The sequence below is a fragment of the Pseudomonas bijieensis genome (genome assembly GCF_013347965.1).
Lineage (GTDB): Bacteria > Pseudomonadota > Gammaproteobacteria > Pseudomonadales > Pseudomonadaceae > Aquipseudomonas > Aquipseudomonas bijieensis.
In genome coordinates this window covers 5647292-5661128 of sequence record NZ_CP048810.1, presented here as the reverse complement: position 1 = coordinate 5661128, position 13837 = coordinate 5647292, and the positions used below count along the sequence as shown (strand labels likewise).

10 protein-coding genes and 2 pseudogenes are annotated in these 13837 nt (G+C 62.4%); 10 read left to right on the top strand and 2 right to left on the bottom strand.

All coding sequences use genetic code 11. The features are described from left to right. The first annotated feature begins 30 nt into the window (after positions 1 to 30). Both aauR and GN234_RS24985 read left to right on the top strand, forming a co-directional pair. The gene (gene aauR / locus GN234_RS24990; RefSeq protein WP_233459560.1) at positions 31 to 1311 is read left to right on the top strand and encodes a two-component response regulator AauR; all 1281 of its coding nucleotides are present in this window, start codon (positions 31 to 33) and stop codon (positions 1309 to 1311) included. Between the two features lie 24 nt (positions 1312 to 1335). Beyond that, positions 1336 to 1665 carry a GlpM family protein gene (locus GN234_RS24985; RefSeq protein WP_162893920.1) on the top strand — a complete coding sequence of 110 codons (330 nt, stop codon included), beginning with the start codon at positions 1336 to 1338 and terminating at the stop codon, positions 1663 to 1665. Between the two features lie 10 nt (positions 1666 to 1675). On the opposite strand, the gene GN234_RS24980 is transcribed toward GN234_RS24985, so the two are convergent. Both GN234_RS24980 and GN234_RS24975 read right to left on the bottom strand, forming a co-directional pair. Continuing rightward, positions 1676 to 2290, bottom strand: coding sequence for an NAD(P)-dependent oxidoreductase (locus tag GN234_RS24980; RefSeq protein WP_163857024.1), 615 nt, complete (start codon positions 2288 to 2290; stop codon positions 1676 to 1678). Positions 2291 to 2479: 189 nt separating this feature from the next. After that, positions 2480 to 3359: pseudogene (locus tag GN234_RS24975) on the bottom strand (MBL fold metallo-hydrolase). A gap of 111 nt (positions 3360 to 3470) precedes the next feature. On the opposite strand from GN234_RS24975, the pseudogene GN234_RS24970 reads away from it, so the two are divergent. The 8 genes and pseudogenes from GN234_RS24970 (at position 3471) to GN234_RS24935 (ending at position 13694) form a co-directional block, all read left to right on the top strand. Then, positions 3471 to 4377 (top strand): annotated as a pseudogene (locus GN234_RS24970) (LysR family transcriptional regulator). Between the two features lie 216 nt (positions 4378 to 4593). After that, positions 4594 to 6102, top strand: coding sequence for a sigma-54-dependent transcriptional regulator (locus GN234_RS24965; RefSeq protein ID WP_176689223.1), 1509 nt, complete (start codon positions 4594 to 4596; stop codon positions 6100 to 6102). Positions 6103 to 6532: 430 nt separating this feature from the next. After that, entirely contained in the window at positions 6533 to 6916 is a 384-nt protein-coding gene (gcvH, locus tag GN234_RS24960; protein WP_163857015.1) for a glycine cleavage system protein GcvH, read from the top strand. A 10-nt stretch (positions 6917 to 6926) separates the two neighbouring features. Beyond that, on the top strand, positions 6927 to 9776 hold the full coding sequence (gene gcvP, locus GN234_RS24955) for an aminomethyl-transferring glycine dehydrogenase (protein WP_176689222.1): 2850 nt from the start codon (positions 6927 to 6929) through the stop codon (positions 9774 to 9776). 185 nt (positions 9777 to 9961) lie between these two features. Next, entirely contained in the window at positions 9962 to 11338 is a 1377-nt protein-coding gene (locus GN234_RS24950; protein WP_176689221.1) for an L-serine ammonia-lyase, read from the top strand. Positions 11339 to 11378: 40 nt separating this feature from the next. Beyond that, positions 11379 to 12503 (top strand): glycine cleavage system aminomethyltransferase GcvT, encoded by a 1125-nt coding sequence (gcvT, locus tag GN234_RS24945; protein WP_176689220.1) that lies wholly within the window; start codon positions 11379 to 11381, stop codon positions 12501 to 12503. Between the two features lie 395 nt (positions 12504 to 12898). Further along, on the top strand, positions 12899 to 13111 hold the full coding sequence (locus tag GN234_RS24940) for a cold-shock protein (protein ID WP_011335634.1): 213 nt from the start codon (positions 12899 to 12901) through the stop codon (positions 13109 to 13111). A gap of 94 nt (positions 13112 to 13205) precedes the next feature. Beyond that, positions 13206 to 13694: an RDD family protein gene (locus GN234_RS24935; protein WP_109753820.1), complete on the top strand. Its 489-nt coding sequence runs from the start codon at positions 13206 to 13208 to the stop codon at positions 13692 to 13694. The last annotated feature ends 143 nt before the right edge of the window (positions 13695 to 13837 follow it).

Here is a 13837-nt window from a genome sequence, read left to right as displayed (position 1 = left end):
GTACTGATCGTCGAAGACGACCCCCACGTCCTGCTGGGCTGCCAGCAGGCCCTGAGCCTGGAAGACATTCCCTGCATCGGCGTGGGCAGCGCCGAAGAGGCCCTGGAGCGCGTCGACGATAACTTTGCCGGTATCGTCATCAGCGACATTCGCCTGCCGGGCATCGACGGCCTGGAGCTGCTGACCCGCCTCAAGGCGCGGGACCGCAGCCTGCCGGTGGTGCTGATCACCGGCCACGGCGACATCTCCATGGCCGTGGGCGCCATGCAAAAAGGCGCCTATGACTTCATGGAGAAACCCTTCTCTCCGGAACGCCTGGTGGACGTCGCTCGCCGCGCCCTGGAGCAGCGCAGCCTGGCCCGAGAGGTGTCATCGCTGCGTCGGCAATTGGCCGAGCGCGACTCCCTGGAAGGCCGGATCATTGGCCGCTCGCCGGCCATGCAGCACCTGCGGGCGCTGATCGCCAACGTCGCCGACACCTCGGCCAACGTGCTGATCGAAGGCGAAACCGGCACCGGCAAGGAACTGGTCGCCCGCTGCCTGCATGACTTCAGCCGCCGCCACGACAAACAGTTCGTCGCGCTGAACTGCGGCGGTCTGCCGGAGAACCTGTTCGAAAGCGAGATTTTCGGCCACGAAGCCAATGCCTTCACCGGCGCCGGCAAACGCCGGATCGGCAAGATCGAGCACGCCGATGGCGGCACGCTGTTTCTCGACGAAGTGGAAAGCATGCCCCTGCCCTTGCAGATCAAGTTGCTGCGCGTGTTGCAGGAACGCACCCTCGAGCGCCTGGGTTCGAACCAGAGCGTGGCCGTGGATTGCCGGGTGATCGCCGCCACCAAGTCCGACCTGGACGAAATGGGCCGGAATGGGCAGTTTCGCAGCGACCTGTATTACCGCCTAAACGTAGTGACCCTGGAACTGCCGCCCCTGCGCGAGCGGCGCGAAGACATCCTGCAACTGTTCGAACACTTCCTCCAGCAGTCGTCCCTGCGCTTCGACCGTACGGTGCCGGAGCTGGACAACCAGACCCTGTCGAACCTGATGAGCCACGACTGGCCGGGCAACGTGCGCGAGCTGCGCAACGTCGCCGAGCGCTATGCCCTGGGCCTGCCGGCGTTCAAGAGGTCCGGCGCCAGTGGCGCCAGCCAGGGCCTGGCCTTTGCCGAAGCAGTGGAAGCCTTCGAGCGCAACCTGCTGGTGGACGCCCTGCAACGCAGCGGTGGCAACCTGACCCAGGCCAGCCAGGAACTGGGCATGGCCAAGACCACGCTGTTCGACAAAGTCAAAAAATATGGCCTGAGCCATTAACCTAACGGTGAACGTGTGGACCTGATTTTCAAGGCGGCGCTGGGCGCAGCCGTGGTGGTCATTCTGGCGATGCTGGCCAAGACCAGGAACTATTACATCGCCGGGCTGGTGCCGCTGTTCCCGACCTTTGCCCTGATCGCCCACTACATCGTCGGCAAGGGCCGCTCGGTGGACGACCTGAAGACCACCATTGTGTTCGGCATGTGGTCGATCATTCCGTATTTCGTCTATCTCGCAACGCTGTACGTGATGGTCGACCGCATGCGCCTCGAAGCCTCATTGGCCGTCGCCGCCGTCGCCTGGCTGATGGCGGCGACAGTGCTGGTCACCGTTTGGGTGCGGGTTCACGGCTGATGCCTGTGGCTCAATAACCGACAGTAAACCGCGTGCGCGAAAACTGTGGCGTTTCCACTTCATCGATCATCGCAATGGCGTAGTCGGCAAAGCTGATCCAGCTGCGCCCGGCATCGTCGAACAGCAGGTGGTCCTTGCCGAGGCGGAATTGGCCGGTGCGTGCGGTTTCGACGAATTCCGCCGAAGGCGAAAGAAAGGTCCAATCCAGATCCTGTTCCTGGCGCAGTACATCCAGGAACAACGCACCGGCGCTGGCTTCTGCCAGGTATTCTTCCGGGAAGCCATCGCTGTCGATCACACGAGTGCCGTCCGGCAGCAGCAACGAGCCGGCCCCGCCGACCACCAGCAAACGCTTGACCCCGGCGGCCTTCACCGGCGCGATGAGCTTGTCGGCCGGTACGCTGGCAAAGTGAGCGGCACTGATCACCACATCATGCCCATCGATGGCCGCGATCAACGCCTCGCTGTCCAATACGTCCAGTTGCTTGCTGACCACCCCGGCCCTTTCGCCGATTTTCGCGGTATTGCGAGCGATGGCTGTCACGCTGTGGCCACGGCGCAGGGCCTCTTCCAACAGTTGGCTACCGGCCCGCCCGGTGGCGCCGATGATTGCGATTTTGCTCATGATGTTCTCCATTGGTTAGCGATGTTTGAAATGCATGCTCTTGTGGCGAGGGGGGATTTATCCCCGCTGGACTGCGAAGCAGTCCCAATGCGTCATATGCGATAGACCTGATGTAGCCCGGTCAGCCTTTTTTGGGGCTGCTTCGCAACCCAGCGGGGATAAATCCCCTCGCCACAACGGTGTTAGGTCTCACCACTTCATCTCCCCCTTCGCCACCTTGGCACTGAGCGCCAGGGGAGCTGTCTTCACCCAAGTCCGGATAGCGTAGTTTCATAGCAGTGATCAGCGCTGCGGAATCCTTGGCCTTGGCGGATTCTTCGTCGAAGGCCTTGATGTAATCGGCGGTGAATCTCACCGGGGACAGGGACCGGGCACTTTCACCCAGGTAATGGCCGGGGATCACAGTGTCCGGTTGCAGCTTTTCAATGCCTGCCAGCGTCGTCAGCCAATCCTTATGGGACTGTGGCGTCTGGGTGTCGGCCATCCAGACATGAATGTTCTCGGCCACCACCACGCCGCCAACCACCGCCTTGATCGATGGAATCCACACGAAACTGCGGTCCGGCTGCGGGCCATCGAGGCCGACGATCTGCAAGCGCTGGCCTTCCAGGGTGAGGCTGTCGCCCTTGAGTACCTGTGGCACGACAGCCTTGGCCGGTGCATCGGCCTTCAGGATCGGCCCCCAATATTTCAGCTTGCCGTCGACGGTTTGCTTGATGTGCTCGACGGTCGGCGCGGACGCCAGCACCTTGGCCTCAGGGAACGCGGCGGTGAGGGTTTCCAGACCAAAATAGTAGTCTGGATCGCCGTGGCTGATGTAGATAGTGGTCAGTCGTTTACCACTGGCGCGAATTTTTTCCACGACTTGGGCCGCCTGGGACTTGCCGAACTGGGCATCCACCAGGATCGCTTCTTTCTCACCGCTGACCAGTACCGAGGTCACTGGGAAGATCGCCGCCGCGCCAGGGTTGTAGACATCCAGCGTCAAGCCGGCTGCCCAGCTGTGGGCAGCGAATGCCATCGATGCAGTCGCCAGCAGCAGGTGCTTGAATGGGGTGAATACGGTCATGCTTGCTCCATTGTCCAAAGCCCGGAAGGGCATGAGACGGAGCTTAGTGACCCGGTTCATTTCGAAAAATGCGATGATCCAACATAGTTTGTTTCTGAAATCGGGCAAATCATGGATCGTCTACAAGCAATGCGGGTATTCGTCACGGTGGTGGACCTGGGCAGCCAGTCGGCGGCCGCTGACCACCTGGACCTGTCGCGGCCGGTGGTATCGCGGTACCTGGCGGAGCTGGAAGACTGGGTCGGCGCCCGGCTGATGCACCGCACCACCCGCAAGCTGAGCCTGACCGCCGCCGGCCTGGAAACCCTGCCACGTTGCCGACAGATGCTGGAGCTGTGCGGTGACATGCAAGCGGCGGTCAGCACCCCGGACGACGCGCCACGAGGCATGCTGCGCATCAGTGCCAGCACCTCGTTCGGCCAGGCCCAACTGGCCAGTGCCATGGCCGAATACGTCAAGCGCTACCCTGGGGTGAGCGTCGACCTGCAGATGCTCGACCGCACCGTGAACCTGGTGGACGAGCGCATCGACCTGGCGATCCGCATGAGCAACGACCTGGACCCGAACCTGATCGCCCGCCGCCTCACGGTCTGCCGTTCGGTGATCTGTGCCTCGCCCGGTTACCTGCGCGACCACCCTGCACCGCAGCGGGTCGAGGAGTTGAGCCGGCACAACTGCCTGACTCATTCCTACGTTGGCAAGAGCCTGTGGCATTTCGAGCAGGACGGCGAGCAGGTTTCGGTGCCGGTGCAGGGCAACATCAGCGCCAACGAGGCCAGCACGCTGCTGCGGGCCACCATGGCCGGTGCCGGCGTGGCGATGCTGCCCAGCTATCAGGCCGGCGCCCACATCAAGAACGGTGAACTGATCCGCCTGCTGGCCCACGCCGAACCCCGTCGGATGAACATGTACGCGGTGTATGCGTCACGCAAGCACATGCCCTCGGCGCTGCGTAGCCTGCTGGATTTTTTTGGTGCTGAAGTTTCCCGAGACGCCGGAGTGGGATGTGGGGTTGTAACCGATATTTGCCACAATGCCCCCTGTGGGAGCGAGCCTGCTCGCGATAGCGGTGTCTCAATCAATAAAAAGGTGACCGAACCTCCGCTATCGCGAGCAGGCTCGCTCCCACATCAGGGAATCTGTTATGGCCTCAAGCTTTGCGCCAGGATTTCACCAATAGCCCGCCCCAAGGCATACTTGCCACCCTCCGCATCCCAGAACCCAAAACCGCCCCATGCGTATCCACGTCAGTTTCATCGACCGCGTCGGCATCACCCAGGAAGTCCTGGCCCTGCTCGGTGGGCGCAATCTCAATCTGGATGCGGTGGAGATGGTGCCACCCAACGTCTACATCGACGCCCCGACCCTCAGCCCGCAAGTGCTCGACGAACTGCGCGAGGCGCTGTTCAGCGTGCAAGGCGTGCAGGCGGTCACCGTGGTGGACATCCTGCCGGGCCAGCGTCGGCACTTGCAGCTCGATGCCTTGCTCGCCGCCATGACCGACCCGGTGCTGGCCCTGGACAGCGTGGGCAAGGTGTTGCTGGCCAACCCGGCGCTGATCGCCCTGTACGGCCGCGAACCAGCCGGGGAAAGCGTCGCCGAGCTGTTCAGTGACGAGGCATTGCTCGGCGCCCTGCTGGAGAACGGCTTCCGCCTGCCGTTGCGGGAGGTCACCCTCAACGGCCAGACCTTGCTGCTCGATGCCACGCCCATCACCGACGCTGGCGCTTTGCTGACGCTTTATCAGCCGAACCGCATCGGCGAACGCCTGTCGGCGCTGCACCACGACCACGCCGAGGGCTTCGACGCGCTGTTGGGCGAATCTCCGGCGATCCGTACCCTCAAGACCCGGGCCCAGCGGGTCGCGGCCCTGGATGCACCGCTGCTGATCCAGGGCGAGACCGGCACTGGCAAGGAACTGGTGGCCCGGGCCTGCCACGCCATCAGCGCCCGTCACAGCGCGCCGTTCCTGGCCCTGAACTGCGCGGCGTTGCCGGAGAACCTGGCCGAAAGTGAACTGTTCGGCTACGCCCCCGGCGCCTTCACCGGCGCACAACGGGGCGGCAAGCCAGGGCTGATGGAGCTGGCGAACCAGGGCACGGTGTTTCTCGATGAAATCGGCGAGATGTCGCCGTACCTGCAAGCCAAGCTGCTGCGCTTCCTGAACGATGGCAGCTTCCGTCGGGTCGGCGGCGACCGGGAGATCAAGGTCAACGTGCGCATCCTCAGCGCCACCCATCGCAACCTGGAGAAAATGGTCAGCGAAGGCTCGTTTCGCGAGGACTTGTTCTATCGGCTGAACGTGCTCAATGTCGAAGTCCCGCCGCTGCGTGAACGCGGCCAGGACATCCTGCTGCTGGCGCGTTACTTCATGCAACAGGCCTGCGCGCAGATCCAGCGCCCGGTCTGCCGCCTGGCCCCAGGCACTTACCCGGCGCTGCTGGGCAACCGCTGGCCGGGTAACGTGCGGCAATTGCAGAACGTGATCTTCCGCGCCGCCGCCATCTGCGAAAGCAGCCTGGTGGATATCGGCGACCTGGACATTGCCGGCACCTCCGTGGCGCGCCAGGGCGATGTGGAAGTCGAAAGCCTGGAGCAGGCCGTGGAAAGCTTCGAGAAGCACCTGCTCGAAAGCCTCTACGTCAACTACCCCTCCACCCGCCAACTCGCCAGCCGCCTGCAAACCTCCCACACTGCGATTGCCCATCGGTTGCGCAAGTACGGCATTTCCAACAAGCCATAAGCCCACCCACCACATTCCTGTGGGAGCGAGCCCGCTCGCGATAGCGGAGTATCAGCCAGCATCAATGTTGACTGACACACCGCTATCGCGAGCAGGCTCGCTCCCACATTTGGCCAGCGGCATATTTGAAACCGAGCCAAAAACGACCTCCACCTGTACTGAAAGCGCTACAGCGGAACGATATCGCTACAGCCGCTGCCAAACAGCGCAAACTAAGGCTTTGATCCCACAACGATTTTTTCCAGGCGCTCAGCTGTAGCGATTTCGCTACAGTCAAGTCGATCCAGGCCTCAACGAAACGACTCAACTCATTGATCTATAAGCCATTAGCAACATTGGCCGCATTCTTGCTATGGGTATTGCCATTCGGCCGGGCCAAGTCCCGTGCCTTCTTCGCGTCCACCAGACGAATCTGGCCCCAGGAGTTTCCATGAGCGAGTTGCGTTTCACTGAAGATCACGAATGGCTGCGCACCGAAGCCGACGGCAGCGTTACCGTCGGTATTACCGCGTTTGCGCAGAACGCCTTGGGCGATGTGGTCTATGTTCAGTTACCGGAACTGCAAAGCTACGACAAGGGTGCCGAGGCCTCCACCGTGGAATCGGTGAAAGCGGCCAGCGGCGTCTACATGCCATTGGACGGTGAAGTGCTCGAAGTGAACCCGGCCCTGGAAAGCAATCCGGAACTGGTCAACGAAGATCCGCTGGGCGAAGGCTGGTTTTTCCGCTTCAAGCCCGCCGACCCCGCTCAAGTTGGCCAACTGCTGGACCAGGACGCCTACGACCGTCTGATCAAAGCCAACGCCGAAGCCTGAGGAGCGCAACATGACCGTTAATCTCGGCACCGCCAACGAATTCATCGCCCGCCACATCGGCCCGCGTGCCAGCGACGAGCAAGCCATGCTCGAGCGCCTGGGCTACGACTCCCTGGAAGCCCTGAGCGCCAGCGTCATCCCGGAAAGCATCAAGGGCACCAGCGTACTGGACATGGGCGACGGCCAGAGTGAAGCCGATGCACTGGCCTCGATCAAAGCCATTGCCGCCAAGAACCAACTGTTCAAGACCTACATCGGCCAGGGCTACTACAACTGCCACACGCCGGCACCGATCCTGCGCAACCTGCTGGAAAACCCGGCCTGGTACACCGCCTACACGCCGTATCAGCCGGAAATCTCCCAGGGCCGTCTCGAAGCGCTGCTGAACTTCCAGACCCTGATCAGCGACCTCACTGGCCTGCCGATCGCCAACGCTTCCTTGCTCGACGAAGCCACCGCCGCCGCCGAAGCCATGACCTTCTGCAAGCGCCTGAGCAAGAACAAGGGCAGCAACGCCTTCTTCGCCTCCGTACACAGCCACCCGCAAACCCTCGACGTGCTGCGCACCCGTGCCGAGCCCCTGGGCATCGACGTGGTGGTGGGCGATGAGCGCGAACTGAGCGATGTCAGCGGTTTCTTCGGCGCACTGTTGCAGTACCCGGCCAGTAACGGCGACCTGTTCGACTACCGCGAACTGACCGAGCGCTTCCACGCCGCCAACGCCCTGGTGGCCGTTGCCGCTGACCTGCTAGCCCTGACCCTGTTGACCCCACCCGGTGAGTTCGGTGCCGACGTCGCCATCGGCAGCGCCCAGCGCTTCGGCGTACCACTGGGCTTCGGTGGCCCGCACGCGGCGTATTTCTCCACCAAGGACGCCTTCAAGCGCGACATGCCGGGCCGTCTGGTCGGTGTTTCCGTGGACCGTTTCGGCAAGCCGGCCCTGCGCCTGGCGATGCAGACCCGCGAGCAACACATCCGCCGCGAGAAAGCCACGAGCAACATCTGCACCGCCCAGGTGCTGCTGGCCAACATCGCCAGCATGTACGCCGTGTACCACGGTCCCAAGGGCCTGGTGCAAATTGCCAACCGCATCCATCACCTGACCGCGATCCTCGCCAAGGGCCTCGGCGCGCTGGGCCTGAGCGTCGAGCAAGTGAGCTTCTTCGACACCCTCACCTTGCGCACTGGTGCGCAAACCGCCGCCCTGCACGACAAGGCCCGCGCCCAACGCATCAACCTGCGCGTAGTAGACGCTGAACGCCTGGGCCTGTCCCTGGACGAGACCACCAGCCAGGCCGACGTCGAAGCGCTGTGGAACCTGTTGGCCGACGGCAAGCCGCTGCCAGACTTCGCCGCACTGGCCTCCAGCGTGCAAAGCTGCATCCCGGCCGAACTGGTGCGCCAGTCGGCGATCCTCAGCCACCCGGTGTTCAATCGCTACCACTCCGAAACCGAGCTGATGCGCTACCTGCGCAAGCTCGCCGACAAGGACCTGGCCCTGGATCGCACCATGATCCCGCTGGGTTCCTGCACCATGAAACTCAACGCCGCCAGCGAAATGATCCCGGTGACCTGGGCCGAGTTCGGCGCCCTGCACCCGTTCGCTCCAGCCGAGCAAAGCGCCGGCTACCAGCAACTGACCGACGAGCTGGAAGCCATGCTCTGCGCCGCCACCGGCTATGACGCGGTGTCGCTGCAGCCCAACGCTGGTTCCCAGGGCGAATACGCCGGTTTGCTGGCGATCCGCGCCTATCACCAGAGCCGTGGCGAAGAACGTCGCGACATCTGCCTGATCCCGTCCTCGGCCCACGGCACCAACCCGGCCACCGCCAACATGGCCGGCATGCGCGTGGTCGTGACCGCCTGCGATGCCCGCGGCAACGTCGACATCGAAGACCTGCGGGCCAAGGCCATCGAGCACCGCGAACACCTCGCGGCGCTGATGATCACCTACCCGTCCACCCACGGTGTGTTCGAAGAAGGCATCCGCGAAATCTGCGGCATCATCCATGACAACGGCGGCCAGGTGTACATCGACGGTGCCAACATGAACGCCATGGTCGGCCTCTGCGCCCCGGGCAAGTTCGGCGGCGACGTGTCGCACCTGAACCTGCACAAGACCTTCTGCATCCCCCATGGCGGTGGCGGTCCGGGCGTTGGCCCGATTGGCGTCAAATCGCACCTGGCACCGTTCCTGCCGGGCCATGCCAACATGGAGCGCAAGGAAGGCGCGGTGTGCGCGGCGCCGTTCGGCAGCGCGAGCATCCTGCCGATCACCTGGATGTACATCCGCATGATGGGCGGCGCGGGCCTCAAGCGCGCCTCGCAACTGGCGATCCTCAACGCCAACTACATCGCCCGACGCCTGGAAGAGCATTACCCGGTGCTCTACTCCGGCAGCAACGGCCTGGTCGCCCACGAATGCATCCTCGACCTGCGCCCGCTCAAGGACAGCAGCGGCATCAGCGTCGATGACGTGGCCAAGCGCCTGATCGACTTCGGTTTCCACGCCCCGACCATGTCGTTCCCGGTGGCCGGCACGCTGATGATCGAGCCGACCGAAAGCGAATCCAAGGAAGAACTGGACCGCTTCTGCGAGGCCATGATCTGCATCCGCGAAGAAATCCGCGCGGTGGAAAACGGCAGCCTGGACAAAGACGACAACCCGCTGAAAAACGCCCCGCACACTGCGGCGGAAATCGTCGGCGAGTGGCCCCACCCTTACACCCGCGAACAGGCGGTGTACCCAGTGGCGTCGTTGGTCGATGGCAAATACTGGCCGCCGGTGGGCCGGGTCGACAACGTGTTCGGCGACCGCAACCTGGTCTGCGCCTGCCCGTCGATCGAAAGCTACGCTTGACCTGAATGGAGGGCGATCTACCAGCCCTCCAAATCTCCTGTGGGGAGCGAGCCTGCTCGCGATAGCGGCGTAACAGCCAATAGATGTTGCCTGACAATCCGCTATCGCGAGCAGGCTCGCTCCCACAGGATCCATGTCAGACCTTAAACCGTCGATCCCCATAAAAAAGAAACCGGAGAAACACCATGTCGTTAAGCGTGTTCGACCTGTTCAAGATCGGCATCGGCCCTTCCAGCTCCCATACGGTCGGCCCGATGCGTGCCGCCGCCCGTTTCGCCGAAGGGTTGCGTCGTGATGACCTGCTCAATGTCACCGCCAGCGTCAAAGTCGAGCTCTACGGCTCGCTCGGCGCCACCGGCAAGGGTCACGGCAGTGACAAGGCCGTGCTGCTGGGCCTGGAAGGTGAACACCCCGATACCGTGGACACCGAGACCGTCGACAGTCGCCTGCAAGCGATCCGCAGCAGCGGTCGCCTGAACCTGCTCGGCGAGCACTCCATCGAATTCAATGAAAAACTGCACCTGGCGATGATCCGCAAGCCGCTGGCCTTTCACCCCAATGGCATGATCTTCCGCGCCTTCGATGCCGCAGGCCTGCAAGTGCGCAGCCGCGAGTACTACTCGGTGGGTGGCGGTTTTGTCGTCGACGAAGGCGCGGCCGGCGCCGACCGTATCGTCGAAGACGCCACGCCCCTGACCTTCCCGTTCAAGAGCGCCAAGGACCTGCTGGGCCATTGCACCACCTATGGCTTGTCCATCAGCCAGGTGATGCTGACCAACGAAAGCGCCTGGCGCCCCGAAGCCGAAACCCGCGCTGGCCTGCTGAAGATCTGGCAGGTGATGCAGGACTGCGTGGCGGCGGGCTGTCGCAACGAAGGGATTCTGCCGGGCGGGCTGAAGGTCAAGCGCCGGGCCGCGGCGCTGCATCGCCAATTGTGCAAGAACCCCGAAGCCGCCCTGCGCGACCCGCTGTCGGTACTGGACTGGGTCAACCTGTACGCCTTGGCAGTCAACGAAGAAAACGCCTATGGCGGGCGCGTTGTCACCGCCCCTACCAATGGGGCGGCAGGCATCATCCCGGCCGTGCTGCATTACTACATGCGCTTTATCCCTGGTGCCAGCGAAGATGGCGTGGTGCGGTTCCTGCTGACTGCCGCCGCCATCGGCATCCTGTACAAGGAAAACGCCTCCATCTCCGGTGCCGAAGTCGGCTGCCAGGGTGAAGTCGGCGTGGCCTGCTCCATGGCCGCCGGAGCCCTGTGCGAAGTGCTCGGTGGCAGCGTGCAGCAAGTGGAAAACGCCGCCGAGATCGGCATGGAACACAACCTCGGCCTGACCTGCGACCCGATCGGCGGCCTGGTGCAGGTGCCGTGCATCGAACGCAACGCCATGGGCTCGGTGAAAGCCATCAACGCGGTGCGCATGGCCATGCGCGGCGATGGGCATCACTTCGTCTCCCTCGACAAAGTCATCCGCACCATGCGCCAGACGGGCGCCGACATGAAAAGCAAATACAAGGAGACCGCCCGCGGCGGTCTGGCGGTCAACATCATCGAATGCTGACGCGCACTTGCCTGCCCTCTACATTTTTCCAGGAGCTGATATGTCCACCGAACAACTGCTGAAAACCCCGCTGCATGCGCTGCACCTCGAACTCGGCGCCCGCATGGTGCCGTTCGCCGGGTACGACATGCCGGTGCAATACCCACTGGGCGTGATGAAGGAACACCAGCACACTCGCGATCAGGCCGGGCTGTTCGACGTGTCCCACATGGGCCAGATCCGCCTCACTGGCGCAGGTGCCGCCAAGGCCCTGGAAACCCTGGTGCCGGTGGACATCATCGACCTGCCGGTGGGCATGCAGCGCTACGCCATGTTCACCAACGACAACGGCGGCATCCTCGACGACCTGATGGTCGCCAACCTGGGCAACGACGAACTGTTCCTGGTGGTCAACGCCGCCTGCAAGGACCAGGACCTGGCCCACCTGCGGGCCCACATTGGTGCGCAGTGCGACATCGAGCCGCTGTTCGAAGCCCGGGCCCTGCTCGCCCTGCAAGGCCCGGCAGCCGTCACCGTGCTCGCCCGCCTGGCACCTGAGGTGGCGAAAATGACCTTCATGCAGTTCCAGCGCGTCACACTGCTGGGCGTGGATTGCTTCGTCAGTCGTTCTGGCTACACCGGTGAAGACGGTTTCGAAATCTCGGTACCCGCCACCGACGCGGAAAAACTCGCCCGCGCCCTGCTGGCCGAACCGGAAGTCGCGGCCATCGGCCTCGGCGCCCGCGACTCCCTGCGACTGGAAGCCGGCCTGTGTCTTTATGGCCATGACATGAACACCGGGACGACGCCGGTCGAAGCCAGCCTGCTGTGGGCGATCTCCAAGGTCCGCCGCGCCGATGGCGCCCGGGCCGGTGGTTTCCCCGGGGCTGAAACCGTGTTCGCCCAACAACAGGGCGGCGTGAAGCGCAAACGCGTGGGCCTGCTGCCCCAGGAACGCACACCCGTGCGCGAAGGTGCAGAGATCGTCAACGAGGCGGGCGAGATTATCGGTACGGTGTGCAGCGGCGGTTTCGGCCCGACCCTGGGCGGGCCGTTGGCAATGGGTTACCTGGATAGCGCCTATGTCGCACTGGATACGCCAGTCTGGGCCATCGTGCGTGGGAAAAAAGTGCCTTTGCTTGTAAGCAAAATGCCATTTGTTCCACAACGCTACTACCGCGGTTGATTGACTGTTTCTATAAGTAACGCGATTGCGTTATACGTGCACTAATGTGTAACGCAACCGCCATAAAAAGGTGCATATCTTTTAGGCACTCAACAGCGCTTATAACGGCGGCAAACAATTGAACTAGCCTATCGAATAAGCGCCCCCGACGGGGCATGTAAATGCCTGCAAGCTGAGTAAATACGGGCTTCCCCGGGGGGTTGTTTTTTCATTCGTAGTTGGCGTAGAGTTTGGTCACTGTGTTTGCATGGGTCGCTTGGAATCGTGACCTGGGCAGTAGCTTATGAAGTTCGCTACATCCCGTTCGACGTCTCTTACTTTCCTGCAACCCAGCCCCAGTACTCTTTCATGCGAAAGAGGCTGTCATCAATTTTAGCGTCAAAGGAAATAAGAAAATGTCTCAACGTCAGAGCGGTACCGTCAAGTGGTTCAACGACGAGAAGGGTTTTGGTTTTATCACGCCTGAAAGCGGTCCGGATCTGTTCGTGCATTTCCGCGCCATCCAGGGCAACGGCTTCAAGAGCCTGAAAGAAGGCCAGAAGGTCACTTTCGTTGCCGTCCAAGGCCAGAAAGGCATGCAGGCTGACGAAGTTATCGCCGAAGCCTGAAGCTTTCCCACACGAAAAAGCCCCTGATTGATATCAGGGGCTTTTTTATGGGCGTAAATCCGTAAAATGGCTTCTTTTTCTGTCCGAGGCCGTCATGCCGAAACACCTGCTCACTCCCCAGGGGGACTTTCCTCCCGCCGGCCTGGGTCGTCGCCTGGCTGCGATGTTTTATGACTTCCTGCTGTGCACGGCGCTGCTGATCGTCACCAGCGGCGCCTACAAGATGATCCAGATGGCGATCATCGGCGAAGAAAAAATGCGCGCCCTGACCGAAGCCGGGGCACTGGACGGTGACCCGCTGCTGTCCACTGTGCTGCTGTTCGTGTTGTTCGGTTTTTTCGCCAAGTTCTGGACCCACAACGGCCAGACCCTGGGCATGCAGGTGTGGTGCATCCGTGTACAGAACGCCGATGGCACAGCCATCAGCCTGTGGCAGGCGCTGTTGCGGTTCGTGGTGTCGATTGCGTCATTGCTGCTGGTGGGGCTGGGCTTCATCTGGGCGCTGTTCGACAAGCGCAAACGCAGCTGGCATGACATCTACTCGGAAACGCAGTTGGTGCGGATTCCCAAGAAGACCAAGTGATACCGCCAAAGCAGGTAAGCGGATTACATTGTGGCGAGGGGATTTATCCCCGTTGGGGCGCGTAGCGGCCCCATTTGTTCATTCTGACACTCCGCGGTGTCAGGTTTTAGGGCCGCTTCGCAGCCCAGCGGGGATAAATCCCC